General features: G+C 60.1%; 12 protein-coding genes. 4 read left to right on the top strand and 8 right to left on the bottom strand.

The annotated features are described in order from the left end of the window. Nucleotides 1–875 precede the first annotated feature (875 nt). Both J3U87_RS27135 and J3U87_RS27130 read right to left on the bottom strand, forming a co-directional pair. Entirely contained in the window at nt 876–4313 is a 3438-nt protein-coding gene (locus J3U87_RS27135) for a M12 family metallo-peptidase (protein ID WP_237378925.1), read from the bottom strand. Nucleotides 4314–5097: 784 nt separating this feature from the next. Beyond that, entirely contained in the window at nt 5098–5436 is a 339-nt protein-coding gene (locus tag J3U87_RS27130) for a hypothetical protein (protein WP_237378924.1), read from the bottom strand. Nucleotides 5437–5698: 262 nt separating this feature from the next. Between J3U87_RS27130 and J3U87_RS27125 the strand changes: the two genes are divergently transcribed. Further along, nucleotides 5699–8122 (top strand): TonB-dependent receptor plug domain-containing protein, encoded by a 2424-nt coding sequence (locus J3U87_RS27125; protein WP_237378923.1) that lies wholly within the window; start codon nt 5699–5701, stop codon nt 8120–8122. 142 nt (nt 8123–8264) lie between these two features. On the opposite strand, the gene ribD is transcribed toward J3U87_RS27125, so the two are convergent. The 3 genes from ribD to J3U87_RS27110 form a co-directional block, all read right to left on the bottom strand. Beyond that, the gene (gene ribD / locus J3U87_RS27120; protein ID WP_237378922.1) at nt 8265–9401 is read right to left on the bottom strand and encodes a bifunctional diaminohydroxyphosphoribosylaminopyrimidine deaminase/5-amino-6-(5-phosphoribosylamino)uracil reductase RibD; all 1137 of its coding nucleotides are present in this window, start codon (nt 9399–9401) and stop codon (nt 8265–8267) included. A gap of 1229 nt (nt 9402–10630) precedes the next feature. Continuing rightward, nucleotides 10631–13714, bottom strand: a complete 3084-nt coding sequence (locus tag J3U87_RS27115; protein ID WP_237378921.1) for a sensor histidine kinase — start codon at nt 13712–13714, stop codon at nt 10631–10633. Between the two features lie 330 nt (nt 13715–14044). Next, nucleotides 14045–15736, bottom strand: a complete 1692-nt coding sequence (locus J3U87_RS27110) for a hypothetical protein (RefSeq protein ID WP_237378920.1) — start codon at nt 15734–15736, stop codon at nt 14045–14047. 584 nt (nt 15737–16320) lie between these two features. Between J3U87_RS27110 and J3U87_RS27105 the strand changes: the two genes are divergently transcribed. Beyond that, complete coding sequence (locus J3U87_RS27105) at nt 16321–17322, top strand: N-formylglutamate amidohydrolase (protein ID WP_237378919.1); 1002 nt, start codon at nt 16321–16323, stop codon at nt 17320–17322. A gap of 677 nt (nt 17323–17999) precedes the next feature. After that, a complete protein-coding gene (locus tag J3U87_RS27100; protein ID WP_237378918.1) occupies nt 18000–19169 on the top strand; it encodes an MFS transporter in 1170 nt (389 codons plus the stop codon). 1265 nt (nt 19170–20434) lie between these two features. Here J3U87_RS27100 and J3U87_RS27095 read toward each other — a convergent pair. After that, a complete protein-coding gene (locus J3U87_RS27095; RefSeq protein WP_237378917.1) occupies nt 20435–20860 on the bottom strand; it encodes a type 1 periplasmic-binding domain-containing protein in 426 nt (141 codons plus the stop codon). 427 nt (nt 20861–21287) lie between these two features. Beyond that, nucleotides 21288–21971, bottom strand: coding sequence for a cyclase family protein (locus J3U87_RS27090; RefSeq protein ID WP_237378916.1), 684 nt, complete (start codon nt 21969–21971; stop codon nt 21288–21290). A 302-nt stretch (nt 21972–22273) separates the two neighbouring features. On the opposite strand from J3U87_RS27090, the gene J3U87_RS27085 reads away from it, so the two are divergent. Further along, nucleotides 22274–23209 carry a diguanylate cyclase gene (locus J3U87_RS27085; protein ID WP_237378915.1) on the top strand — a complete coding sequence of 312 codons (936 nt, stop codon included), beginning with the start codon at nt 22274–22276 and terminating at the stop codon, nt 23207–23209. A 526-nt stretch (nt 23210–23735) separates the two neighbouring features. Here the strand turns inward: J3U87_RS27085 and J3U87_RS27080 are convergent. Continuing rightward, complete coding sequence (locus tag J3U87_RS27080) at nt 23736–26072, bottom strand: glycosyl hydrolase family 18 protein (RefSeq protein WP_237378914.1); 2337 nt, start codon at nt 26070–26072, stop codon at nt 23736–23738. Nucleotides 26073–26963 lie beyond the last annotated feature (891 nt).

The raw sequence follows: 26963 nt of genomic DNA, 5'->3' as shown, positions 1-26963 counted from the left end.
TCGGACACCACCATAATGAATAAGTGAAACAATCACAATAGAGAAAATCTAATAAAAGAATATTCATCTCAAAAAAGGTAATGATAGTACCGAAGGAGAACCCTTGCACTCCGGCAAGTCTCTTGGGCATAAATTGCGGCATTATGGTGCGAGTTTTCAATTGAACACGGTTTCATTTGTCTGTTCCTCGGCGCTTTCCTTGCTCTCTCTTGAAACGTGGTGCATTCAACCTGAGCTGGGTCTTGCCGTCGCCAAATCTTGATCAGGAAGGCAGGAATGAACGAACCCAGGAAAAGCAGGACCATGATACGGCACCAAATGCCGATCCTTAGAAACCAGGTGTGCTGTTTCTTTCTCGAAATCGAGCGGGTATGCCCGCCGGTACGTGATTCTCTCGAAACGAATTCGTCTGGAGTGTCCTAAAGTCGAGAGATTCGTCGTGCCAGGTAGGTTCAGCCGCTGGCTGAACTCGCCGAAGTGATCCATGCGAAGAGTTCCCGTATGCTGCGAGGGTCGGCGCGGCAGTAAGTTGGTCAGGGGTGTAAGCCGGCCCGGCTGACACTTCGAAGTGATCAGGGCTGCGAAAATTCAGAACGCCAAAGAGCGAAGCTCCAATAAAAACAGGAGCTTCGGAATGTGCGACCAGCGGTCGCACCTACCAGGCACGACGCCCCTCTGATGAATGCGGGAACTCCCCAGCGATTCGCTTCGATTAGTTACCCACTTGAAACCCGGTGGTCGGTGTGCCGGATCATCGGCAATCCGGCCGCCGACCTGGGCGGCGACTCGGCGGTAAACATCCGAACCCGCTTCCCCAACGAGAAAAGGCCCCGGCAGTGCCGAGGCCTTTTGGGTTTCCGCAGTCGGTGAACCCGTTATTTGGGCAGCGAACCCAGCAGGGAGGAACGTCCCTCCTCGTTCACGTGACGCAGGTAGCCGACCATCGGCTGACCGCGACCATTTTGGACGACCAGGTACTTGTCTTCCAGGTCGACACCGGGAAAGACCTCGCCCAAATCGCCGACCCAGGTGGCGTTGCCACCCTCGGGAACGGTCCAGGTTTCCTGGGCGATTTCCTGATGATTCAGGTCGTACAGGTGGAGCGTGACGTCGGTGGGCCGAAAGGCCGCGAGATACAGCAGGGTTTGCGCCGATTCGGCCAAATCGTGGAACTCGATGGTCGAGAGACTGGAGGTCAACCGCGGCAGAGGCATCATCGCGGGCGATGCGTCGCCGGATCCCACCTGATCTTGCAGCATGATGCTCCCGAACGTCGCCGCACTGCCGAAGGCCAGCAGGCTGGTGGGTTGATCCCCGTCGAAATGCTCGGAGGGATCGATGGTCAAGGTCCCCTTGGCCTTCACCTGGAAGCCGGCATTGGCCCGCGCTCCGTCGGCACCGTAGGCGAGCAGGAAGATGCCGCCGTCGCTTTCGCCGGCGTTGAACAGGTTCAGGCGAACCGACTTCAGATCGTTCCCGACGGGGAAGAAGCGAATGGTGCTGTTGTAGAGAAACGGCGTCGCTTCGGCCATGGCCATTTCGGCCCAACCCTGAAAGTGGTACTGGGTGCCGCACAAGCGATTGCCACTGGGGGCGCGAGCCAGGAGCGTCAGGTCCGCCTGCCCCACTGACTCGGGAAACAGCTTCTCGAGTTGCGCGACGTAGGGCGCCGCGCCCTGTGGCGTGACGCTCACCGCGTCACCGATTCGTCCTTCGGCGCCGAACAGTTCCAGGCTGAGCGGTACCGGCGCCTCGAAGGTCGCGCCTGGCAGCGTCAGCACCACCGGAGACATGCTGGTCAAACCGACGAAGGTCACCTTGTTGGTCATCGTGGCGTAGGTGGCGGCATGACTCGCGGCGTGGGTGCCCGCCGAGGGGCCACGCAGGTTGTCCAGGTGGGCCGTCATGGTGAGGTCCTTGTGGAACCCGTGCAGATACAGGCTGTACCGGGTGGCGTTGCCGAACAGGTCCTCGGGGGCGAACAGCGTTCGCGAGTTGGGCTCCAAGGTGACGGTGGTCCAGGCTTCGCGCTGGCGTACGACCCCGCGCAGCCTGACGGTACGGGTTTCGGAGGCCTTGTTCCATATCGCGACCTGGCTTTTGAAGGAGCCGTTGTTGACGATCCAGGGCAGCGATTGAATGATCGGCGGGCGCGAAGGTGTGGCCAGGCAGTCGAAGGTCACGCCCTCCTTTTGCGGCAGGTAGCTCAGCGAAGACAGGTCGCGTTCCACGTATTCCGTCAGGAGGTCGCAACTGTCCGTGCCGATGCGGTTGTTTTCGAAAAACAAAAGCTGCGCATCCTGGTAATTGACCGGTGCCACGTAGGGCAGCTCGGTCAACTCGTTGCCGGAAACATCCAGGAAGAACAGCAGTTTCGGCAGTTCAGGCAGCTCGGTCAACTGGTTGTCGGCCAGCGACAGGCGCGACAATCCCAGCGACTCGGCGATCAAGCTCGGCAACTCGGTCAACTGGTTGTCGTCCGCGATCAACGTCTCCAAGAAGAACAGATGATCGATCTGCGGCAGCCCGGTGAGCCGGTTGCCGGACACGTCCAGGTAGCTCAACTGGTGCAGGCGAACGATTTCGTCGATGTTCTCGAGCTGGTTGTCGGTGGCCGTCACGTCGATCAGGCTCAGCGGCAACCTGGCCAGTCGGGTCAATCGGTTGCGGCTCACGTCCAGGCTGCGGAGATTCTTCAATTGGTCCAGGCCGCTCAGGTCTTCGATGTCCCGTTCGGTCAAGTCGAGGGAGCTGATGGCGGACGCTTCCAGCCGGCTCAGGTGGCCGTCCCCGTCGGTGTCGTGGGCCGCCAGTGCGGCGGTCAGGTTGGGATCCGCAAACTGGAGCCGATCCTGGTCACAGGAAAACCCTTCGCCGAGTTCGAAGGTTTCCCAGGTCTGATGGCGCAGCGAAGCCAACAGCGTGCAGTTTTCGGTGCTGAGTGGGTTGCCGGCGAGGTTCAGCCGAAGCAACGTGGCGGGCAGCGCCTCCGGAAGGCGGGTGATGCCGTTGTCCGTGGCGATCAGGCCTTCGAGATTCACGAAGTGGCGCAGGGGCGCGATGCTTTCGATCTGCTGACCGCTGACATCGATGTCGGTCACCGAGGCGGCTTCGTCCAGGGAGATCTCGCCGTCGTCGTTGGCATCGGCCTGGGCGAGAATCGCCAGCTTGAAGTTCGGGTCTTCGAAGGCGATCGCCGATTCGGTACCGGCCGTGCACGCCGCGGCGGCGATGCGGTCGCGCAACAGCTCCTGCACGCGAGGGTGGAAGCTGAAGGTTTCGGGAATGGCGGTCTGAAAGTAACAGTAGCTCATGATGGTGCCGCCGTCAGCGGGGGCGTCGCCGGTATAGGTCGGGCAGCGATCGATGGCGGGCAGGTAATCGTGGGTGTGTGGGCTACCCAGGTTGTGACCCAGCTCGTGGGCCAAGAGGCTGACATCCGAGAGATCTCCGTCTTCCAGGATGGTGCCGAAAAATGCGCTGCGGCCGAATCCCCAGGTGCTGTCGCACAAGGTATCGATGAACCCCTGGCCATAGCCGCCGATGGGCGTGAGCAAATGGGTCAGGGTACGCGCGATGTGCTGTTTGCCGTTGTTGGGATCCTGCCAGTGATCCTGAAGTTCGTAGAGGGTGAAGGTGTTCCAGGGATGGGCTTCGGGGTACACGGCCACGTGGGTCAGGCGCAACGCCGCACCGAGATCGCGTTCGTAAATGGCGCTGACCGCGGCGAAACTGAGGCTGATGACTTCTACCAACGCCTCGGTGGAACCCATCTCCCGATAAAGGAAATTGTCGGTCTCGATGGCGAGGTCGATCACCGTGATCTGGCCGTCGTCCGATTTGCGGGGAGACTTCGACATTTCGGGGAACTTGAAACCGGTTGCCGCGGCGCGACACTCGAATCCTCTGTTGATCTGGGTGGTGTAGCGTACCGAGTCCTGGCGCCAGGTGAGCCGTTGCACGCCGGCCTTGGTTTCCGCGAATCCGCGGTATCCTTCCGCGGCGTTGCCGGCGAGGAAAATCAGGCGGCCTTGCTTGGTGACCGCGCGGTAGTACTGCCGATCGCGGGAAGGCTTGTGGCGGCGGATGCCTTCGCTGCGGTATTCGACGACCACGCCTTCCTGTTGCCAGATGTCAAACGATTGAAGGGCCAGGTCGACGGTGCCATCGGGAGTTGGAAACGCTTTCAGTTGGGCGGGGAGGGATTTTTGGGCGGGGGAGTGGTAGCTGAATGCGAGCGAATGGGGCTCGACCGGCGATCGGGGGGCGTCCCAGCCCTGAATTGCCATTGCCAATAGGAGACTCAAGATCATGTTTTGTTCACCTTTTAAGTAATTAGCGAGATTGCACGATTGAGGACGACCGGAAAAATTCGGGGAGTTCATTACCAATGGGTACGATTCATGGCGGTGCGCCTCACAAGACTTTTGTCGCGACGGGAAGCGAGAGCGGCGCGAACCCATGGTTCCGGGTCGTTCGAACCCTCGCGATCGACCGGGTACCGGTCGATCGGCTCGATGGCTCCTGCGTTTGGAAAAAGCCTTGTGTCGTATCACGGACCCCGAGTGGCGTGCCACGACTCGGTCGTCGAATCAGCCCGCCCATCGATGTACTCGGTAGAGAAAAACAAGGGGGAAAAACGGGCGTAGGAAAAGATTGTATTCAATCAGTCCAAAAAAATATCGCAAAAATCTATGGAAAAGTGACAAAGATCGGTAGATTTGGTGACTCAGGTAGGCAAACAAGCGTGAAAAAGTGGTACGAACCGGCCCGTTCGCGATGGAAAAGGACCGCGATGGCGAGTCGTGGCGGCGCGGTCACCATAAAAAAAGGCCGGAGTGTTCCGGCCAATTTGCTCAAGCTTGAAAAAGGAACGAGGTCCCGATCGGATTCGTTGTCCCTTGCCATAGACAACGCCGATCAAGCCCATATCCGAGCCTATGCTTCAAGGTGTTGGAGAAGGATAACTAATTTCAAGAGGGAATTTTGAAAAAGTGCGGCAGGATTGGGAGGTGAGTTTCGTGTGCCGCATGAGTTGATTTTAATTCCATGTGAATACGTGTGTCTCCGAAAATAGTGCATGTGTGATCCCGGTCATCATCGCGGCGTGGATCCACGGGTGCCGCGGAACGCGTCGCGGTCGCCGCCCCGTGCTGCCCGGGTTTTCTCCATGGTCCCTGTGGTTAGGCACCTTATCCATGTGCGATGCGCCCGGAAGGGCCCCGGTTTCGAAGCCCGAACCCACGCGAAACGGTGCGCCATATTAACCGGGTTGGCACCTTTTTTTTCAATGTTGTATTGACCTGGCCGGAGAAATCGGAAATGATTTTCCAACTCCCGATCGGCGATAAGCCATTGCATACTTTTGTGTTTGATTTTGCCACGGTGCTCCTTACCGAACTCAACGTGAATGTATTTTTCTACCAAACCCTTCATTCAGGCGATCTCCGGTTTTCATTAATATTGCCGGCCCTGAACGAACGGAGGATACGCGATTACTGCACATGGTCGAATCTCATCCGCTCGGCACACGCCTCCCGTGTGGTCGACCTCGGGTGGGGCTTCGACGGGTTGGTGTCCCAAGTGGCCGTCATTCGGGACGGTCGGGCCACGGCACCTCGAAGTGGGCCCGGACAGTGATCCGGCAAGCTTTTTTGTCGATCGGGACAAAACCCAGGAGAGTTCACAGGAGGGAATCATGCGATTTCTTTGGCAGACCGAATCGGATTTGCGCCGGACGCTGCTGCGCCGATTCAGGAACATTTGGACAACGAGTGCGATGGTCGGGCTCTGCGGTCTCGGAGCGATGGGCTTCGCCCAGGAAAGTCAAGCGGAGGAAGAGTCGGTCGAACAACCGGCCATCGTCGAAACGATCACGGTCGGTACGCGACGTCTGGAGCGGTCGCAGACGGAAACCCCGGTGCCGGTCGACGTGGTGCCGGTCGAGGAACTGGTTTCCGATTCGGGTCAATTGGATTTGGGCCAGCTTCTCCAGTTCACCGCGCCGTCTTTCAATTCGAACCGTCAGTCGGGCTCGGACGGCAGTGACCACGTGGATGCGGCCACCCTGCGCGGATTGGGACCCGATCAGGTGTTGGTGCTCATCAACGGCAAGCGGCGCCACACGTCGTCGCTGGTCTATCTGTTCGGTACCCGGGCGCGCGGCAACGTGGGCACCGATTTGAACACGATCCCCGTCAGCGCCATCGAGCGGATCGAGATCCTGCGCGACGGTGCGGCGGCCCAATACGGATCGGACGCGATCGCCGGCGTCATCAACATCGTGCTGCGCAAGGATTTGGGCCTGAATGCGGTGGCCTCTTTGGGGCAGTACCAGGAAGGGGATGGCGATTACGGCCAGGCCGCCCTGAACTACGGCATGGAACTGGGCAACGGCGGGGTGTTGAACCTGACGGGTGAGTTTCTGACCCGTGACCGCACCGACCGTTCCGGCGACAACGAACCGCGCATCATCGGCGATGCCGAAACCGAAAACAGCATTTTGTTCTTCAACCTGAGCAAGCCGGTCGGCGACGTGGGCACCTTCTACGGCCACGGCGGCCTCAACGCCCGCGACGGCGCCGCCGGTGCCTGGTACCGCGACGGCGTGGGTTCCGACGACATTCCCTCGCGCAACTCGGCGGAAATGTACCCCGACGGCTTCGTACCCGAAATCGAAACCGACATCGAAGACTACTCGGCCGCGTTCGGGTTCCACGGCCTGGCCGGCGCCTGGTTCTACGACATCAGTACGACCTACGGTTCCAACCGCATGGAGTACCTGATCACCCAGACGCTGAACGCCTCGATCGCCACCACCAACAACGGCATCTCGCCCACCGAATTCGACGCGGGCGGTTTCCAGTTCACCCAGCACACCACGAACCTCGACTTCTCCCGGTTCTTCCCCGATGTGCTGGCCGGCGTGAACGTGGCCACCGGCTTCGAGTTCCGGCGTGAAACCTACGAAATCTTCGCCGGCGAGCCCGGTTCCTACGCGGACTTCGACGGTGCGGGCGGCGGCAATGCCGGGTCCCAGGGCTTCCCCGGCTTTCAACCGGTCGACGAGATCGATGCCGATCGCGACAACACGGCGCTCTACCTGGACGTGGAACTACAGTTCTCCGAAAAGTTCCTGCTGGCCGCGGCCGTCCGCGGTGAGGACTACAGTGATTTCGGCGACACCGTGAACGGCAAGCTGGCCCTCAGCTACAAGGCCAGTGAGCGGATCGCCTTTCGCGGCAGCGTCAGCACCGGGTTCCGGGCGCCGAGCCTGCACCAGCGTTATTTCAGCTCCACCTTCACCGATTTTATCGCCGGCGTCGCCGCCGACGTGAAACTGGCGCCCAACGAAAGCGAATTGGCGCGCCTCGTGGGCATTCCCTCGCTCAAGGAAGAAACCAGCGAGAACCTGACCTTCGGGTTCACCTACACCCCGCGTTCCGAACTGACCATCACCCTCGACGGCTACGTGATCGACATCGAGGACCGCATCGTCCTGACCGGCGGTTTCACGGCCGAGGACTCGGACATCGGCGAAATCATCGACGCCCAGGGCCTTTCGGAAGCGCGCTTCTTCACCAACGCGATCGACACCAGCACCGAGGGAGTCGACCTGACCATCGCCCATCGCGGCAAGCTCGCCGGCGGCAACCTGAACAGCTTCGTGGCCTTCAACTACAACAAGACGGAGGTCGAGGAAATCAACACCGCCCCCAGCCTGGAAGGCAAGGAAGAGATCTACTTCAGCACCCGTGAGCGGATGTTCGTCGAGGGGTCGGCACCCGAAACCAAGGCGACCCTGACCTTCGATTACTCGCGCGACCGTTTCGGCGGCAACCTGAAAGTCGCCCACTTCGGCGACGTGGTCTCGGGTACCTGGACCCAGTTGGACGATCCCGATTCACCGCCGCAATCCTACGATCCCGCCACCACGGTGGACCTGTCCTTCAACGTGGATCTGGGTCGCGGCGTGACCTGGACCTTCGGCGGCACCAACATCTTCGACACCAACCCGACGCGCCAGGATCCCAACGAGACCGAAAACGGTGCGCCCTGGGAAAACGTCCAGATGGGCATCAACGGTTCGTTCTTCTTCACCAAATTCAACCTGAAAATGTAATCCCGATTTCGGGACCCAGAAACGCGAAAAGGCCGCCTTACGGGGCGGCCTTTTTGGTTTGTGCCTCTCCTGGAGAATCGACTCGGGGGGGGATTCAACCGATTCCGGTGGGGGCGAGCTCACGCATGGGGCGGGGTTCGATTCAGACGACCTTCGCCTTGATCAGGACATCGCTTTCGAGCCGTTCGGTCTCGTAGACGTCCAGCGGCGGCGACTGCTCCAGGCGGGCGATGCCCGTGGATCCGATCGGTCCGGGTGCACCGGAGCCGCCGATCAATTTGGCCCCGACGAACGCCCAGACTTCGTTGATCAGGTGTTCGGCGAAGAAGGAACCCAGGGTGATGGCGCCGCCTTCGACCATGAGCGACAGCACGTCGTGCTGGGTGAGCCGTTCCAGCAGGGGAATCAGGCTGATTTCGCCATTTTCGGTGGGTGCAATCTCCCAGACCTCCACGCCCTTGCTGACCAATTCGGAGCGATGGTAGACGTCCATCGCCGAGGTGGTCGCAAGCACGGTCTTGCCGGGCAGCGACGCGTCGAACAGTTTGGCCTTCAGGGGCACGCGACCGGTGCTGTCCAGCACCACGCGCAGGGGTTGCCGTCCGTCGTGCTCTTCCAGCGAGACCACCAGTTCCGGATCGTCGGCGATGGCGGTTCCGGCACCGACCAGCAGCGCATCGCAGTTGTCGCGCAGGCGGTGGGTTTCGGCGCGCGACTCGAGCCCGGTGATCCAGTGACTGTTGCCGGTGTGGGTGGCGATTCGCCCGTCCAGGCTCATCGCGTACTTGGCGATGACGTAGGGGCGTTTCGCCGTCATGAAGTGGAAAAAGGCGCGATTCAGGTGGCGGGCCTCTTCCTCGAGCGGGCCGCGTACGACTTCCAGGCCGGCCGCCTCGAGTTCCTTGTGGCCTTCGCCCTTGGTGCGCGGGTCTTCGTCGCTGGTGGCGTAGAAGACGCGGGTGATGCCGGCATCGATCAGGGCTTTGGTGCAGGGTGGTGTGCGGCCGAAATGGCAGCAGGGTTCCAGGCTGACGTAGACCGTGGCGTCACGCACGTCTTCGGTGGCACTGCGCAGGGCTTCGATTTCGGCGTGGGGTTCGCCGGCGCGATGATGCCAGCCTTCGCCGATCACGCGGCCTTCTTTGACGATGACCGCCCCGACCATCGGATTCGGCGACGTGCGCCCCGCGGCACGCTCGGCCAGCTCCAATGCGCGTTTCATGAATCGGATATCACCCTGGCGCCACTCGGGTTGATCTTTGATTACCTCACCTTCCATGGTGTGCTCCCCCATTTTCAAGCATTCCCCTTTGCGACAGCGGGCGTTGGCGCCAAGGGGACAGGCTCCAACGTGCAGCGCACGCCGATCGAGGCGTCGCCAATTCGAAGCGGAGAGAGGTGGTGTTGGTGGGAAACCTCGGATCCTACGGCATACATCATGGCGCCCCAACCCCAGGCAGCTTCGATCCGGCAAGTATCAAACCAAGGGCGTGGGGAAAAAGCAAGGAAAAGCTTGAATGAGAAAATTCCGAGACGGAAATGGGTCGCGGCCTTGTCCATATATTTGAACGCGGCGTTTTTTGACGCGGCCTTCGGAACTTCGCAGGTGTCGCCAAGCGGTCGTGGTTCCCACCCGGACCGTCGCCGGAATCTTCGTCGCTCGCACGCGAGATCGCCCGGCAGGCTCGGGCGACGGTAAAAGGCCTAAAACCTAGTAGGTTAAGTCTGGCCGCCCAGATCGCGAGCCCAATCTTCACTTGAAACAAAAGTGCTCGGAATGCCCGAATGCCGAGGGATGCGTCGTGCCCGGTAGGTACATCCGTTGGATGTACGTTTCGAAGTGATCCATGCGAAGAGTTCCCGCATGCTTTGAGGATCGGCGCGGCTGTAGGTTGGCCGGCCCGGCCGACACTTCGAAGCGATCCACGCTTCGCAAGATTAAGTAGCCAAAAAGCGGAGCAAATAAATCGGGCCTAGATCTCTCGATGATCGATTTCTATCCATGCTAGATCGAAGTGATCCATGCGAAGAGTTCCCGCATGCTTTGAGGATCGGCGCGGCTGTAGGTTGGCCGGCCCGGCCGACACTTCGAAGCGATCCACGCTTCGCAAGATTAAGTAGCCAAAAAGCGGAGCAAATAAATCGGGCCTAGATCTCTCGATGATCGATTTCTATCCATGCTAGATCGAAGTGATCCATGCGAAGAGTTCCCGCATGCTTTGAGGATCGGCGCGGCTGTAGGTTGGCCGGCCCGGCCGACACTTCGAAGCGATCCACGCTTCGCAAGATTAAGTAGCCAAAAAGCGGAGCAAATAAGTCGGGCCTAGATCTCTCGATGATCGATTTCTATCCATGCTAGATCGCTTCGATTGGTTGAGCAAGCTGGCTTACCGCCCCTGTTCAACCGGCAGGCAAGGTGTACTTTTCTGGAAATGCTTGTTTTATGGTTTACGGCTTCGGTGGTGGGTGTTTTGGGGAATGGACGCTCGTGGGCTTGGCGCGTTGCCGCTACGCCGGCTTCTGCCTGTCCGGCAGCACCACCGAGAAGGTCGTGCCCACGCCGACCTCGCTGGACACCGTCAGATCGCCACCCATCATGGTACAGAAGCGGCGGCACAACATCAGTCCCAAGCCCGTGCCGCCGTACTTGGCCACATCGGCCGTGTGCACCTGGGTATAGGCCTGGAACAGGTGTTGGAGCTGGGTGGGGTCCATGCCGATACCGGTATCCTCCACCTGCCAAAGCGTGTGCGGATCGCCGTTTTTGGCCGCGTCGATCGTCACCCGCAGGGTGATGGTGCCGTTTTCCGTGAACTTGGCCGCGTTGCTGATCAGGTTCAGCAGGATTTGACGCAATTTGGTGCGATCGGCATAAATCAGGGTCGGGCTGCCATCGAGATTGGTGCGGAACACGTTGCCGCCCTTGGCCACCAGCGGCTGTACCAACCCCGTCAGCTTCAGCACGAATTCTTCGACGGCGAACGATTCCCAGTGCATCGACGTCTTCTCCGCCTCCAGCTTGGAGAGGTCCAGCAGGTTGTCGACCAATTGAAGGAGTTGGCGGGCCGCGTAGTTGATTTTATCCAGGTCGTCCTGGTACTGCTGGTGGTCGTTGTCTTCGGCCTCCTCGGCCAGCAGCTCGCTGTACCCGAGGATGGCGTTCAGCGGCGTACGCAATTCGTGGCTCATGGCGGCCAGGAAGCGGCTTTTGGCCTCGGCGGTGGCGGTAGCCGCGGCGGCATTGGTCCGCATGCGTTCCTTGCGCATGCGATCCTGGAACACCAGGTAGCCGAACGCCAGCACCACCGCCAGCAGCAGGGCGCGGAACCAGACCTCCGCCCAGAAAGGAGGGTGGATTTGGAACGACAGGCGAGCCGGGCTTTCGCTGCAGACGCCGTCGCTGTTGCAGGCGCGCACCTCGAAGGTATAGCGACCCGGCGAAAGGGCCGGGAACAGCACGTTGTCGGTGGTGCCCTGGCGCCAGACGGCCTCGCCGCCCTTCAAACGGTAGCTGTACTTCAGTTCCTCGGGGGCGGAGAACGTGATCGCCTTGAACGAAATGGCCAGGTCGTTGCGGTCGTGGGGCAGGCTGTAGACGTCCTTGGGGCGCTGGGGAACGCCGTTGACCACCAGGCCGCGGATGTGGATCGGCGGGGGCGTGGTGTTCGGCGTGAAGTTCGCGTCGTGTCGAACCTTGGTCACACCGTGAACGGTGCCGAACCACAGGTTGCCGGTCTTGTCGCGAAAGGCTCCGCCGCGGTTGATTTCGTTGGAGGCCACCCCGTCCCGCGAGGTGAAGACCGAAAAGGTGCGGTAATCGTAGCGGTACAGGCCGCGCAGGGTGCCCACCCACAAGTGACCGCGCCGATCGATCGTCACCGCCTTGCACATCGAGGACGAAAGCCCCTCTTTGGCGCCGAAGCGTTCGAAACCGTGGTGATCGTAGCGGTACAGCCCGTCACTGGTCGCCAACCACAGCACCCCGTCGCCGTCGCGCACCAGGTCTTGAACGAAGAGTTCGGCATCGGTGGGTCTTTGGATGGGCTGGATCACATTCCGGGAAACCCGAGCCAACCCTTCGGCGGAGCCCAACCACACCCCGTCCTGATCGATCCACAGGGTGTTGATCTGTGCGGCTTTCCAACTGTTGGGGCCGCGAGGCCTCGTGAACATCCCGTTCTCGTATTTCACCAGGCCACGACGGGTCCCGATCCAGACCCGTCCCCCGTCATCCTCGGCCAGGTCGTAGACCGTGTTGTGCGGTAAATCCCTCCCGCGTTTGTAGTGGCGGAAGGCCTGGCCGTCGAACACGCTCAGGCCGCCGAGCGTGCCGACCCACAGGGACCCGTCCGACGCGGACATGGCGCACATGACCTTGGGATGCGCCAGTTCGTCGTTGCGTTCGAACTGCACCAGGCGATCGCCCTCCATGCGCGAAAGCCCGGCACCGTTGCTGCCGATCCAAATGGTGCCCTCGCCGTCCTGGGTAATCGCGTACACGTTGGGGTCGGGCAGCCCGGTCTGCTTGGCGTAGCGCAACAGGTCCTCGCCCGGCAGACGCGACACGCCGCCGCCGAAGGTGCCGAACCACAGGCCGCCCTCGTGATCGCGCAGGAACGAATAGACACTGTTCGAACCCAAGCCGACCGCACTCGTGTATTGCTTCACGAGTCGCTCTTCGGCGTCGAAGCGAAAGGCCCCCGATTCGCGGGTGGCCACCCACATGTCGCCGTTCTCGCTCTCGAAAAAGCGATTGACCGCCTCGCCGGCCAACGGGTTCTCGACCGATTCTTCTGGCTGGGAACCGGCGTCGTCGGTCGCCACGGGGCCCGGGACACGCAGCTCGCTGCCGTCCCAAATCAGGGCGCCGTTGCGGTGGGTGCCGATCCACAGGCGACCGCGCGAATCCCGGTAGAGGGTTCGCACGTTGCGCGCGGGCAACCGGTCCGCCGCGGGGAAGGGGGTGATGCGAATCCCGTCGAAGTGAGCGATGCCGCGTTCGGTACTCAACCAAAGCCCGTCCCGCCCATCCGACGTGATGGCGCCGACCTGCCTGAATTTCATCTCCTCGGGTGCATCGAAACAGGTCAGGGCGTGACCGTTCCACAGGCACAGACCAGCTCCCAGCGTGCCGATGAAAAAGCCCGGGCCGCTGGGGTAGAGCGCGCGAACCGGGAGATCCAGACGCGGATCGATGTGCCCGAGACTCTCGAACGCATCTCCGTTGAACGAGGCCAAGCCGCCATCGGTCGCCACCCATATCCGCCCGTCCGGCGTCTGCAGGATCGATCGGGTCAAATAATGGGGAAGCCCGTCGTGATTGGTGTAGTTGTGAAAATCCAGACCGTCGAATCGGCTGACTCCGGCAATCGTCGCGAGCCACAGGTATCCCTGTTGATCCTGGTACATGTCGTACACGGTCGATTGCAGGAGGCCGTCGTCGATGGAAAGCGTGCGAAAGGGAAGGTATTGGGCCCAGGCAAGGCTGTGCCCAAACAGAATCAATGCGATCTCGAGAAAAGGGGACAGGCTTGAACGAAGACGAGGTCTCCAATCGAAGCGCGCCGGCCGGGGGCCCGAGCCTGTACTCATGCACGACTCCAGTTCTGTCGTGTGAACCGTGTTTCATTGAAATGCCGTGACCCTATTATAACCAGGCAGGGGCCCATCCAGAAACAGCGGTTTTGGCGAACGGCTCCCTCGGATCCTGCCGCCAGGCCCCGTTGCGAGGCGGCGATGGCCTTGTGGCGGCGGTGTGACCCTCGAAATTCGGATTCCCAAGGCGCCGAATTTCGAGGAATCCTAACTTTTTGAGAACAGGGTGCTTCCCTTCGTGCAACAAGACTGTTGCACACTGGAATGTCCCATTTCAGGTCAAAACACGAGCCCAACCGATCCGCGAACGATTGGAAAAGGACCCGTTCAATCCAGGGCCTGATCCAAAAGAGTCAGTTCGGCGGTCAGTGCCTCGACCACTTCGCCGAGGCGCCCTTCCCAGGTGCCGTGGGTCGCCACCCAATCGCGCAGAATCGCGTTCTGGCCTCTGGCGTTGCCCAGTGCCAGCAATTCCTTGAATTGGGAGATCGCTTCGGGAGTCCCCTGTGCGCGGGCGGTCATCCACAGATCGAGCGCGACGAGCAGCGCCAAGGCGTGCTCGATCGAAGAGAAGGGCGTCTCCAGCAGGCCCCGTTCCTGGTGCCATTGAACCGCGTGCAGGTGCTCCAGCCCGAACCAATCACAGGTTCGCCCCATGCGTTCGTCCAAATCGCACCACAGTTGGCAACGGGCCACCGCCGATTGGATCGGCATGTGGTAGATCTGTGACTCGAATCGATCCAGTCGTGCGAAACGCGGTAGCAGGGCCAGCACCCGCTCGTATTGTTCCCGTTTGGCGAGGTTGCAGTCACGCGGATTGGGATAGAGGTGATCCCAGTATTCCATGGAAAGCAGTTCCAGCGCATAGGACGCCATGAGCAGCGAGCCGGTCGAGGGATTGCGGTCGAAATGGGTGGGTCGATGGCGACACGCCAAATAATGAAAGGCCTTGCCCAGTTCCTGAAGCAGGAGATGGAGATCCGTCCAACTGGTGGTCAAGGTGAGCGAAAGGTAGGGGAGGCCCGTCAGGTCGCGCATGACCAAAAAGCTTTCCGCCGTGCTGTCGGGCCAGGTTTCGATGTGCATACACTGGTTCTCGACCAGGGTCTTGAACCACGCGTGCAGCTCGGGATCCATGGCTTCGAACAGGCGCTCGCCGATGGGAATCAAGTCCTTGGGGTTGTCGCCCAGGGGAGGAGGGGCCTGGTAGGCGGGAACCTGCATGTCCCAGGGATACAACACCTCGACACCCAGGAACCGACGATGTCGTTCGTCGCGGACGCGCAATGCCGGGACGACCACCTTTTCACAGGCCTCGGCGTATTGCCGGCAGGTGGCGGCATCCAGGGCATCCAGCCCGGCCTGGCGGAACACGAGGGCGCGGAAATCGTCGCCTTCGGTGGGGGGTGCCCACTCGCGGCGCAGGTTCACCATGCGCGAGAAACGCTCCTCGCGGAACGGCGCAAGGCGGTAGTATTCCTGGGAAACCACGCGCCAGGCCTCTTCACGGGTGCGCCGGGAAGAACCCGTCAACTCCCAGATCAGGGAGGTGAGGGGTCGCGCGTGCCCGCGCCAATCGAGGCGGGCGGTACCGACCTCTTCTCGGTGTTCGCGGGCCATTTCGGCGATTTCCCGTTCGATCTCCGTTTTTCTCTCGGTATGGTTTTCTTGCCTTGCCTCGACTTGACGCTGCCAGGCGCGAAACACCTTGGGACAGTCGTCCGAAACCGGGAAAAATTGGCTTTGAACGGCGTCCAATTTTTGACTGATCAGACGCCATTCACTTCTTAGCTTTTCGATTTGGGTCAGGGCGTCGGCGCGGACCCTGGATTCGTCGTGTTTCGATGCGGCGACCAGGTGCTGCCTGGCCTGTTCTTCGGCGTAGGCGGCCTCCAGGTGCGCGCGGCGTTCGAGCCAGGCGTGTTTGGTCGCAGGGGTGTCGGGCAGCCCCTCCAGCAGGGCTGGTGCATCTTGCGTGAGGTCATAGGCCAGGTCGCATTCTGGGGACAGTTCTTTCATGGGAGCTCCCGAAAACCGAAAGAGATCGGCGACGATGAATGTGTATGGAATGAATAAGGATAAACATTTCAGGAATGGTAGATTCAAGAAAGCGGAGAGCACAACTTACCGAAAAGGACCCATATTATTTTACGCCCACCTGGCGGGTTCCCGAATACGGGTGAGCGACCGAAATCGACGCCGCCATACACGACATCCTTGGGGATGATGGCGATCGACGGGTGTTCCCAATTCCAGGAGCGCGGAGAACGAAGCTCGGCATCCGGAGTCAAGGCTTTAAAGATTCATGGGTAATGCTTGAAACAGAGCAAGTCTCATTTTCTCCTAAACGTATATTAACATCAAATTTAACTTCATGTTGAGCGCCAGAATTCAGTTCTTTTCCGATCGGCGGAAAAGACGCGCGACGGGCGTCGAGGCGGGTGAGAACCGAACCGGATTCGATCTCGATTGGTTGTTGCCCAACCGAAGCGAGGGTGCTAGCGTGTTCGCGGGTTGTGGCGGTTCTGGGCCAGGTTCTTTGGCCAAATGTCCAGGATATGATGGGTGCTGCGAAAGTTATTTGCAAGGGAGGAGATTCGGGTATGGAGAAAGTTTCGGATTACAAGGGGATTCAGTCTGTCGAAGGAATATGTGATGTGTTTCGGTTCTCGGGCGGATCCCCCCTGTCCGATCCACCCGTCCCCCTTTTTATCGAGTTACCCCACGGGGCCACCGAGTTGACGCATCTACACGGCTTGAAATCGCGGATTCGCCAGTACACCGACGACCGATACGACGACTTCTTCATGGTCAATACCGACCAGGGTTCCCCCGAATACGCTTTTTACCTCGCCGGTGCGCTGACCGATCCGGCCCTCGTCGATCGGCTGGGCGACCGCCTGGGTGCGACGCAGCGAACCCGACTGCGCGAGATCCAGCGTCGCTTGGACATCGTGGTGTTGCGAAGCCTGTTGCCACGCACCATCGTGGACGTCAATCGCCAGTGGGTGATCGACGAATCGGTTCGCAAGGCCGCCAACCTCACCGGAACGACGGCTTCGTTCATCGACGACGAAGCCGATTTGACGTTGCTGCACGAGCTGTACGATCGCTACCAGCAGCAGGCTCGCCGGGGTTACGCGTTCGCGTGCGAAAACGAGGGCTTTGCGTTCAACCTCCACACCTACGCACCGATTTCGGTATCCCTGGTGGAAGGGGAATACATCGTCGACACGTTGCACCGCGCCTACCAGCCGGCGCAATTTGCGACCTACGCCCATCGGCCCGCGGTCGAGTTGATCACCACCCCGCCGGACGGTTCGATGCTGGCCCCGCCGCGCCTGGTGGAACGGGTGTTGGCGGCCTATCGGTCGCAGGACATCGAGATCACTTGCGACGACCCCTATCCGTTGCATCCCGCCGCCGCCGGGTACCATCACTGCGAGCGCTATCCCCACCGCATCTTGTCGATGGAAATTCGGCGCGACTTGTTGGCCGAATCGTTCGAGCCGTTTGCCATCTGGCCCGTGAGCCCGACGAAATTGGCGCACATGACCGATCCGTTGGTAGAAGGCATCGCCGGTTTCCTCTCCGATACACTTTGAGTTGGATGTTCGCCGGTTGAGGGGTTGTCCATCCCGGCTTTGTGGTGGCTGCGGTTTCTACCACTGAGTCCACAGAGAAAACGGAGAATTATAATAATTTTTTAGAAGTTAGCCACGATTCCACACGGGTTGTCCCAACTAAACCTTTTTCGGAGCCTGCACATGGGGGGTTTCCGAAGATCAGCGTTTTTTCAGTGATCACCCTTGAGTTTAAATCGTTTAGTTCAATCTTGTTGCCAAAAAACATAGAGATTTCTTGTTCACATCGAAGATAATTAGGTAGCTGAGTGGCAGTTCAAGCCGCTCTTTATGAGGATGGCAATTCCCCCCCTCGACGGCTTCGTGCCTGCCTCGGTGAACTCTGTGAACTCTATATGTAACAAACTCTGTAAAGTTCGAAGATAAAGATAAAAACCTAAAAAGGCGGATGTGCAGGGAGTTCGTCGAAAAATGTCGGCCCGGCGGGCCAACTTACTGCAACGACGCCCCTCTCACAAATGCGGGAACTCCCAAACGATTCGCTTCGATTAGTTACCCACCTGAAACCCGGGCCCCCGGCCTGGGCGGCGACTCCGTGGTAAAAAACAACTTACGCATTGTTTGCACGGCTCCTTCGCGCACCGCACTCCACAGTGTCGTGTTACAATACGCCGCTTTGGCAACCGCCTGGGGGAGCTATGGCTGCGAGTTTCTTTTTCTTCTTTCTGCTGTTCGGCCTGCTTCTGCCGTATCTCAGCCCGGTCTTGCTGGATCTGGGTTTTTCCAAATCCCAAACGGGATTGATTCTCTCGGGGTTTTACTTCTTCAACGCGATCATGCCCCTGCTCGGCGGTCGCCTGAGTGATCGCTTCCTCTCCGTGGATCGCCTGTTGCGGCTCGACGCTCTGGTTCTGATGGCCTTGACCCCGATCCTCTGGGTGTTCTCGGACGAGGCCGGCCTGTTGTTTCTCCTACCGCTGTTCTTGTTCGGCGCGGCCCAAGCGCCCGTCATTTCGCTTCAAGACACCCTGGCCATGCAGGTCTCGGGCGGCGACCCCAAGCGCTACGGTCACCGGCGGCTGGTGGGCTCGCTCGGGTTCATCGTGTCATCGATCGGCATGGGCTACCTGGTCGATCGCTTCGGCCTGCGGATCTTTTTCCCGGCGCTGGTTGTCGCGGCCCTCCTGTTCTGGCTGAACTCTTTTTTCCTGCCGCGCGAAATCAAACCCCGCCAGACGCGCCGGCAATCTCCCTTCTGGCGAGAGCTCACCGGGAGCTGGTGGCTCTGGTTGCTGGCGATGATGCTGCACTGGCTGTCCTTTTCGCCGTATCACTACGGCTTCACCCTGCTCTTGATCGATTCCGGGATTTCCGCCGAGGCCACCGGTTGGTATTGGAGCCTGGGTGTGCTCGCGGAGATCGGGGTATTCCTCGCCTCCGGCTGGTTCTTCAAACGCTGGCACTACCGGACCCTGCTTTTGGCGGCGTTCGCGGCCAACCTGATTCGCTGGTTGGTGATCGGGTTGTATCCGGTGGCCTGGGTTCTGGGCGCGAGCCAACTTTTGCACGGTCTCGGCTTCGGCCTTTTTTACGCCGCCGCGATGCAGGCCATTTCGCGGTTTTCCCAACAGGGGAACCGCGCCAGTTACCAGGGGCTGTTCTCGACCTGTGTGGGCGGGGTATCGGCAATCGTCGGAAGTGGGCTGTCCGGCTGGCTACACGAGCAGATGCCGATTCGCGAAGTGTTTTTATGGATCCTGCCGTTGCAGGCTGCCGGTTTGGTGCTGCTCTGGCTGAATCCCTTGAAACGCCAGGATCCGGCCTCCGAATTGCCGCAGACGTTGCAAGCGGAGCGCGGGCGGCCTTGATGGGTTGAGGTCGGGCGCCCGGCCCCGCATGGTTTCGGGGCCGAGATTTTATTACCACCGATCGAAGTGTGCATCTTGGCAGCGCCCGCATCCAAAGAGGGTCGTGAGGCCAGTAGGTGGAACAGCTTGTTCCACCAATCGAAGCGACGTCCGTTTCGGTCAGGTATAGAGCCAAAGAGCGGAGCGATCCGTTCTCCCGAGCAGGTCAAAGCCGGGATTGAAGCCCTCTCGATCGTATCGGAACATCGCGTCGGAGGAGCTTCGGCTGGTTGAGCAAGCTGCTCAACCTACAGGCCTGACGCCCCTCTCACGATGCGGGAACTTTGGACTTGGCAACTTGGGATGGGGCCGCGAGGGCAATTCTGGGCTTCGCTCAATTGCGTAATTGTTTGCTGTTGCTTGGGTTGCTTCGACGCGTCGGCCCAGCGGGCCAACCTACTGACTTTACGAAGCTTGGGAGCTTGCGGGAACCTCGTGCCGGTTGGCTCCGACGAGCTGCCGATCTTAGGGGACCGGATCGCCGACCCGAATCGGGTCGACCCATCGTAGAGTGTGATCCGGGAGTTCCCGCATCTCGAGAGGGCGGCAAGGCCAGTAGGTGGAACAGCTTGTTCCACCAATCGAAGCGACGTCCGTTTCGGTCAGGTATCGAGCCAAAGAGCGGAGCGATCCGTTCTCCCGAGCAGGTCAAAGCCGAGATTGAAACCCTCTCGATCGTATCGGTACATCGCGTCGGAGGAGCTTCGGCTGGTTGAGCAAGCTGCTTAATCTACAGGCCTGACAACCCTCTCACGATGCGGGAACTTTGGACTTGGCAACTTGGGATGGGGCCGCGAGGGCAATTCTGGGCTTCGCTCAATTGCGTAATTGTTTGCTGTTGCTTGGGTTGCTTCGACGCGTCGGCCCAGCGGGCCAACCTACAGGCTTTACGAAGCTTGGGAGCTTGCGGGAACCTCGTGCCGGTTGGCTCCGACGAGCTGCCGATCTTAGGGGAACGGATCGCCGACCTGAATCGGGACGACCCATCGAAGAGTGTGATCCGGAAGTTCCCGCATCTCGAGAGGGCGGCAAGGCCTGTAGGTTCACCAGCTTGGTGAACCAATCGAAGCGACTCGAGCAACGAAAGAACTCGAGGCTAAAGCGCGAAGCGTCCCCGTTCCCCTAAAACACCCGAGGCACGCGTTTGGGTTTCTCCACGGGGTCAGGCACAAAAAAGCCGCTCGGGGGAGCGGCTTTTGCGGGGAGATGGCATCGGTTGAGAACGATTACAACTCGACGCGCGCATTCAACTCGGCGAAGCCAGAGGCGACTTCCTGGTTGTCCGAATGCAACACCAATTGATTTTTGCGAGCGACCTTGCCCAAATACCGAACCGAAGCTTTGTTGGTCACGGCCTTGAAACGGTCGTGCACCAAATAGATGGCGTTGACATCATGTTGGGCCAACACCAAACGATTGACCACCTGCGCGATCTCGCGCGTGTTCTTGACCGGTACCTTGAACAGCTTCGCCTGGGCGATTTGGGGAGGTATCAGGACTTCGGAAATGTTGGGGTTGTAGATGACGGCAATTTTTTTGATTTTGGGGTTTTGATTGACCACTTCCACGAGATCCGCGGCCACCCGCTCATTGCCGAACGCACTGGTTTGAATCATCAAAATCAAGGAAAGCAGGACTCCAGTCAGGCGCATGATCGATGCCTCCAAAGCAAGTACATACGTCACAGAATTGTACCGTGGAACCGAAGCGGTATTGGAAAATACCGCTCCAAATTACGGAAAATCACGTACTTGTCACAAAAACGACCGTATAGGCTCGCGCACCGCGACATTTTTGGGAGTTATCCTCATGATTTGTTCACAACGCAACTTAATTCATGAAATCAACGGGTGACCGGCACCGTGACCGCGAGATACCGTTTCGAAAAAGGGATCTCGAAACCGAATGCCGAAGCGGGAGCCTGGCGGCACTCTCGCGAAAACCCGCCAGGAACCCAGGCAGCGTGCAACCCAGGAAGGGAAATACCAGGATGGGCATTCCCCGAAGGCTGGGGTTTCCTTGGTTGTCGGTTTCATGCCTTGCCTGATCGAAGGCGAGGACCATCTCGGGCCGATCGCGTCAACCTTCGGAATTCACGATAGCGAAAGCCCGCGTCGGAAAAGATCCCAGTCCTCGAATGCGCGGCGGTACCGCGTAGAACAGAAATCCCTCGTCCGGCAGTTGGTCCAAGCCGCACATGTGCTCGACGATCGGAATTCCCGCTTCCAACAGCAGCGAGTGAACCGGGCGACCGCCTTCGACGGTGTCGTCGATGTTCAGGCTGTCGATGCCCACCAGCCGGGCACCTTGGCGGCAAAGCAGTTCGGCCGCCGCTTCGTCGAGGCAGCGGTGATCGCGAAAGTAACGGTCGTCGCCCCACCAGCGGGCGTGGCCCGTGTGGATGAGGACCGCTTTGCCCGCGATGTCCACGCCCTCGAAGAGTTCGGGGCCGAGTACGCGCGGTTCGGCGGGAGCGTGAAAGACGCGACCCGGAAGATGGGCGATGTGGGCCAGCGGCAGTTCGGCCAGGTCGTAGCCCGATCGGTAGCGGTGGATCGGCGTGTCGATGTAGGTTCCCGTGTTGGCGATCATGTCAATTCTGCCGATGTGGAATTCGGTACCCTCGGCGTAATGGTCGTGGGAAGCCTCGTAGCCGATGAAATCTTCGATAACGGGACCGGGCAACCCGCGGTAGGTGATCATCCCCGCGGAAATGGGGTGATTGAGATCGATCATTTTGGGTGGTTTGATTTCGGGAGACATGGGCACCTCGCGATATTAAGGATGGGGGTGATACAGACCATGGGAGCAAATGGCGTGCGGAGTCAAGTGCGAATCGAGGTCCTCCGGAGCCGGTTCCGACCCGCCGCGAAGCGGGTAATTGCCTATACGCAATAGAGTACTGCCGAGGTCTGCGATCTGTTATGATGAAAAGCGTCTACTTTTCCCGCTTCTCCACCCCCAGAAAACCACGAGATGAATGTCATAGATCGTCTTGTCGTGCTTGACTTTGAACCGTCGCTGCCTAAACTGGCGTGAACGAATCAATCATGGAGGATGTGTCGATGCTGATAGCGAATGCGCGACCCAAGATTTTGGTAGTGGACCCGCAGCACGACACGAAAGAAACCCTGACCACTCTGCTGGGAGAGATCTACCGGCCGGTCGAGGCCACCTCCAAAGAAGACGCCTTGCGGCAGTTTCGCGAGAACCCGGACATCGAACTGATCCTGACCAGTACCCGATTGCCGGACGGCGACGGGTACGCGTTGTGCGCGGAATTGCGCGCCGAGCAACGCACCCAGAGCGTGCCGATCCTGCTGATGGCCGTGGATGACGAGGCGCCCCGATTCAGCGAGGCCTTCGGGTTGGGCGTTCGGGATTTCCTCCGTGCACCGCTGCAGACGCCGCTGGTCCTGCAGCGCATCAAGACCCAATTGGAGATCCAGTTCCTGCGGCGGCAGGTGGAGCACGCCTCGGTGTTGGATGGGCTGACGGGCGTCAAGAACCGCCACTATTTCGACGAAACCCTCAAGCGAGAGTGGAATCGCGCCCGCCGCAACCGCCGCGCCCTCTCGCTGATCCTCGTGGACATGGACTTTTTCAAGCAATTCAACAAAATGTACGGCCACCAAGCCGGCGACGACTGCCTGAAGCTGGTGGCCCAGGCCATGGCGCGAACCGTCAAACGCCCCGGTGACTTCGTGGCGCGCTACAACGGCGAAGAGTTTGCGGTGCTGCTGCCGGAAACCGAGTCCGAAGCGGCCTTCCTGGTGGGCGAAACGCTGCGCAAGCAGGTGGAAGCGCTGGAAATCGAGAACCGCGACGCCGAGGAAGTGGGCGGTCACGTGACCGTCACCCTGGGACTGGCCAGTTTGGTGCCCACGGCCGATCTGCACGAGGATCGATTGATCGAAGCCGCCGAAAAGGCGCTGGACATCGCCAAGAACGCCGGTCGCAACCAGATCAAGGTCGTGAGTTCCACGACCCAAGACACGTAAGGCGAGTTCGGGGACCCAAGACGCGTCATCGGTCAGCGGAAACCTCGGCGAGACCCGAGCTTCTAGCTGGCGCCCATCCAGAAAAGGAAAGATCGTGGCGCCCAACAAGGGCTGGCTGGATGGGCACGCTATCGGGTTTCAGGCGTCGGGTTTCACAAGATGCTTGGTCATCGGTGATTGGCTGACTGCTGAAAGCAGCTCACGTTGGAAACCATGTCGATCCAGAGGACCCCTTCCGCAAAACCCCTGTTTCTGGAGGGGCACCATGGATAGGGCAGCATTCCCTTACAACTGGTGGCCGTGACACTCGGTTCAGGCCGCGCGCCATCATCGATTCTCGAATCCGCTGGCGACGCCTGGGTTTCCGGCGCACCGCAGCGACCATGTCTGCATGCCGACATCCATGCTTTGGTCGGCTTGCGCAGGTGGATCGAAATCCCCATCAAGGAGATAAAAATGGTTCGATCGGCGGGGCCCGCGAGGACTCCGCCGATCGTCGTGTCGGGGTTTCAGTTAGGTCGAGGGATCAGCGATTGAGTCCCTCGTGAATGGTGTGCACCAGGGAGGCGGGGCCGAAGGAGCGGTCGTCTCCCGAGATCTCCCAGAACATCACACCGCCGAGGCCCTTGCTGCGGATGTAGTCGATCTTGATGTTCAGGGATTCCCGATCCTCGTAGCTGATGAAGTGACCGTCGTGTTGCGAGGGGCTGTACAGGTAGGGTGCCTGGGCCGCCTCGTCCCAATGGCGGGTGTAGTTGCCGCTGCCGGCGAATTCGGCGATCTGCCAGTAGTCGTTGACACCCGTCGCGCCGGAGGCCCAGTCGTCCCAGGTTCCGGGCGGCACGCCCGTGCTGGACTTGAAGAGGCCGCCGTCGGTGGCGGGAACCCCCTTCCAGGCGCGTCCGTAGAAGGGTACGCCGACCACCAGGTTGCGGGCCTGGGCACCGGCTTCGAGCAGCTCGGTGATGGCGCCGTTGACGTTGTACTTCTGGCGCATCTGGTCGTTGGGGTTCGGGTCATTGGGATTGGCGTAGAGCGGGGAGTGGTGGTTGGTGGTGTTTTCCCAGGCGCCGTGGAAGTCGTAGGTCATGACGTTGATGAAGTCGAGCAGGGCGTCGATGGCCGACACTTCCAGGTTGGCGATCTTGTCGTAACCGGCACCGATCGCCGCGGTCAGCAGGTAGTGTTTGCCCTCCTGGGCGCCCAACTCGTCCAACTGACGGCGCAGCTCGGCGAAGAGCTTGGTGCAGTTCTGCTTGTCTTCGGGCCGGTACACGTTGCTCGGCAAGCCTCCGGCGACCGGGTACTCCCAGTCGAGGTCCACGCCGTCAAAGCCGTACTTCTTCACGAACGCGACGCAGGAGGCGGCGAACTTGGCGCGCGAGGCATCGGTCAGGGCCACGTCGGAAAAGCGACCCGACCAGGTCCAGCCGCCCACCGAGATCAGCGTCTTGAGGTGCGGGTAGCGCTCCTTGAGCTTGAGCAGTTGGTTGAAGTTGCCGCGAATCGGCTGGTCCCAGGTGTCGCCGGGGTAGCTCTTTTCGACGTCCGCCCAGGAGTCGCCGATCATGATCTCGCCCGCACTGGAGATGTTGGCGAAGGCGTAGTTGATGTGAGTGATTTTATCGCCAGGAATGTCGGCCACCTGGAAGTTGCGGCCGTAGATCGCCCAGGAGGTGTAGTAAGCGATGATCCGTTTGCCGTGGCCACCGTCGCCACCGTCGGAGCCGTCGCCGCCATCGCCGCCATCGGAGCCGTCGCTACCATCGGAGCCGTCGCTACCATCGGAGCCATCGCTGCCGTCGGAGCCGTCACCGCCGTCGCTACCGTCGGAACCATCGCCGCCGTCGGAGCCGTCACCGCCGTCGCTACCATCGGAGCCATCGCCGCCGTCGGAGCCGTCACCGCCGTCGGAACCATCGGAGCCGTCACCGCCGTCGGAGCCATCACCACCGTCGGAGCCATCACCACCGTCGCCGCCATCCGTGCCGTCGCCGCCATCGCAATCGCCGCCGGTATGGGTCAGGTGGTAGCCTCGCGGCTGGGGCACCTCGGAACCGCTGTAGGTTCCGTTGAAGCCGATCGTGGCCTTGCCGCCGGGGGGGATGACCGCGTTCCAGGAGGCGGGCTCCACTTCGTAGGAGCCGCCGCTCTGGGTGACGCGACCGTTCCAATGGGATCCGATCTGGGCGTCGAACTCGAACGTAAGTTTCCAGTCGCGAATCTCGGCGTCGGAGGTGTTCGCCACCGTGATCTCGGCGCCGAAGCCGCCGGACCAGGCGCCGGTCACGTTGAAGTCGATCGCGGCGCAACCGGAGCCGTCACCGCCATCGGAGCCGTCGCCACCGTCGGAGCCATCACTGCCGTCGGAACCGTCACCACCATCGGAACCATCGGAACCATCGCTGCCATCGGAACCGTCGCTTCCGTCGCCGCCATCACCGCCATCGGAGCCGTCACCGCCACCGGGTGCCGCGCCGTTCAGTCGAAAATTGGTGGGCACCGCCTCCACGTTGCCGGGGCTGCCGTTCCAGCCGAAGCTCACTTTTCCGCCGGGTGCGATGGTCGCGTTCCAACCCATGTCGGCCACCGAATAGCGGTTGCCCTCGCGACCCTCGAGGCGTCCATCCCAGATGCTGTCGATGCCGTAATCGTAGTCGAAATCAAGGCGCCAGCCCTGGATCGTTGCGGCGCCGGTGTTGGTGATCTCCAATTTTCCCGTGTGGCCGCTGCCCCAATCGGACGACAGGCTGAAATCCACCCGGTACTGAATGTCCTGGGCCGCAACCGTGGCAGTCGCCACCATTCCGATCAAACTCAACAGTGCGAGCCTTAGCGGCGCCCGCGTTCCATGGAAAACCATATGTTCTCTCCTCAAAAAAATGGCACATGTTCGTTGCATTCGCGGACCTGGAAGAGGAGCGTCCAGCCTCACGGACCCATCCTCGCGGAGGGGCCTTCCTCGGTCCAAAGCCTTTGACCACCGGCCTGGGCAGGCCAATCCCGAATTCGCTTCGATCCCTGAAATGATGAAAAAAACGACATACGAATCAACGACAGAGCAGAAGCGAATGGAATGAGTCGATCGCGAAATCGGGACAGGGTCGACTTTCTTTATCTAACCTCCATTATCTTGGCCGAGCGATCTGTGAGGTGAGCCACGTTCTTCGGCTTTGAGGTCCCCGAAAGCACTTTTTGTTTAGTGGAATTACAAATTGTTGTGACCGGATTATACCCAAAAGCCAGCGAATTTGATCAAAAAATGAAGAGGATCACAAAAAACCACAACATAGGGGGTGTGATTCTACGTCGAAAAGCCGGGAAAGCATGCCCCGAGAGGTCGTTCTGAAGACAACTGCGATATCTTTTGTAAAACTAAGTGACAAAAATACCTAAGCCGTTTTATCAAAGAGGTTTGAGTGGCACGATCCAACATGGTGATTGGCGAGGGATCATTTTCACCACTGAGATCGCGGAGTTCGCGGAGGGAGGGGGAATGGGCGGGACTCCTTGCTTGCTCCGGAGGTGGTGAATATCGTAAGTTTTTTATTTCTAAAAATTAAACGGGGCGTGCATTTTCCGTTCGTGGAGTATGGACGTAGTGTACAAACCACGGTTGTTGAGGCTTGATCGTCGATGGTTGCCTGCCGGTTGATGCAGGGCTTTTTCACCACGGGTTCGCGGAGTTCGCGGAGCAGCGGAGGCGATCCATCGCCCATTGCATGGGAAAATGACTCGGAAAAGGCGGTAAGTA

Source organism: Sulfidibacter corallicola (genome assembly GCF_017498545.1).
GTDB lineage: Bacteria > Acidobacteriota > Holophagae > Acanthopleuribacterales > Acanthopleuribacteraceae > Sulfidibacter > Sulfidibacter corallicola.
Note: the sequence above shows the minus strand (reverse complement) of the source record. Positions and strands in the feature narration are given on the sequence as shown.

Coding starts and splice junctions, on each gene's coding strand:
- J3U87_RS27095 (WP_237378917.1), bottom strand. CDS start 20,860: ATGCGCCTGACTGGAGTCCTGCTTTCCTTGATTTTGATGATTCAAACC.
- J3U87_RS27135 (WP_237378925.1), bottom strand. CDS start 4,313: ATGATCTTGAGTCTCCTATTGGCAATGGCAATTCAGGGCTGGGACGCC.
- ribD (WP_237378922.1), bottom strand. CDS start 9,401: ATGGAAGGTGAGGTAATCAAAGATCAACCCGAGTGGCGCCAGGGTGAT.
- J3U87_RS27115 (WP_237378921.1), bottom strand. CDS start 13,714: ATGAGTACAGGCTCGGGCCCCCGGCCGGCGCGCTTCGATTGGAGACCT.
- J3U87_RS27125 (WP_237378923.1), top strand. CDS start 5,699: ATGCGATTTCTTTGGCAGACCGAATCGGATTTGCGCCGGACGCTGCTG.
- J3U87_RS27130 (WP_237378924.1), bottom strand. CDS start 5,436: ATGAAGGGTTTGGTAGAAAAATACATTCACGTTGAGTTCGGTAAGGAG.
- J3U87_RS27090 (WP_237378916.1), bottom strand. CDS start 21,971: ATGTCTCCCGAAATCAAACCACCCAAAATGATCGATCTCAATCACCCC.
- J3U87_RS27085 (WP_237378915.1), top strand. CDS start 22,274: ATGCTGATAGCGAATGCGCGACCCAAGATTTTGGTAGTGGACCCGCAG.
- J3U87_RS27105 (WP_237378919.1), top strand. CDS start 16,321: ATGGAGAAAGTTTCGGATTACAAGGGGATTCAGTCTGTCGAAGGAATA.
- J3U87_RS27080 (WP_237378914.1), bottom strand. CDS start 26,072: ATGGTTTTCCATGGAACGCGGGCGCCGCTAAGGCTCGCACTGTTGAGT.
- J3U87_RS27100 (WP_237378918.1), top strand. CDS start 18,000: ATGGCTGCGAGTTTCTTTTTCTTCTTTCTGCTGTTCGGCCTGCTTCTG.
- J3U87_RS27110 (WP_237378920.1), bottom strand. CDS start 15,736: ATGAAAGAACTGTCCCCAGAATGCGACCTGGCCTATGACCTCACGCAA.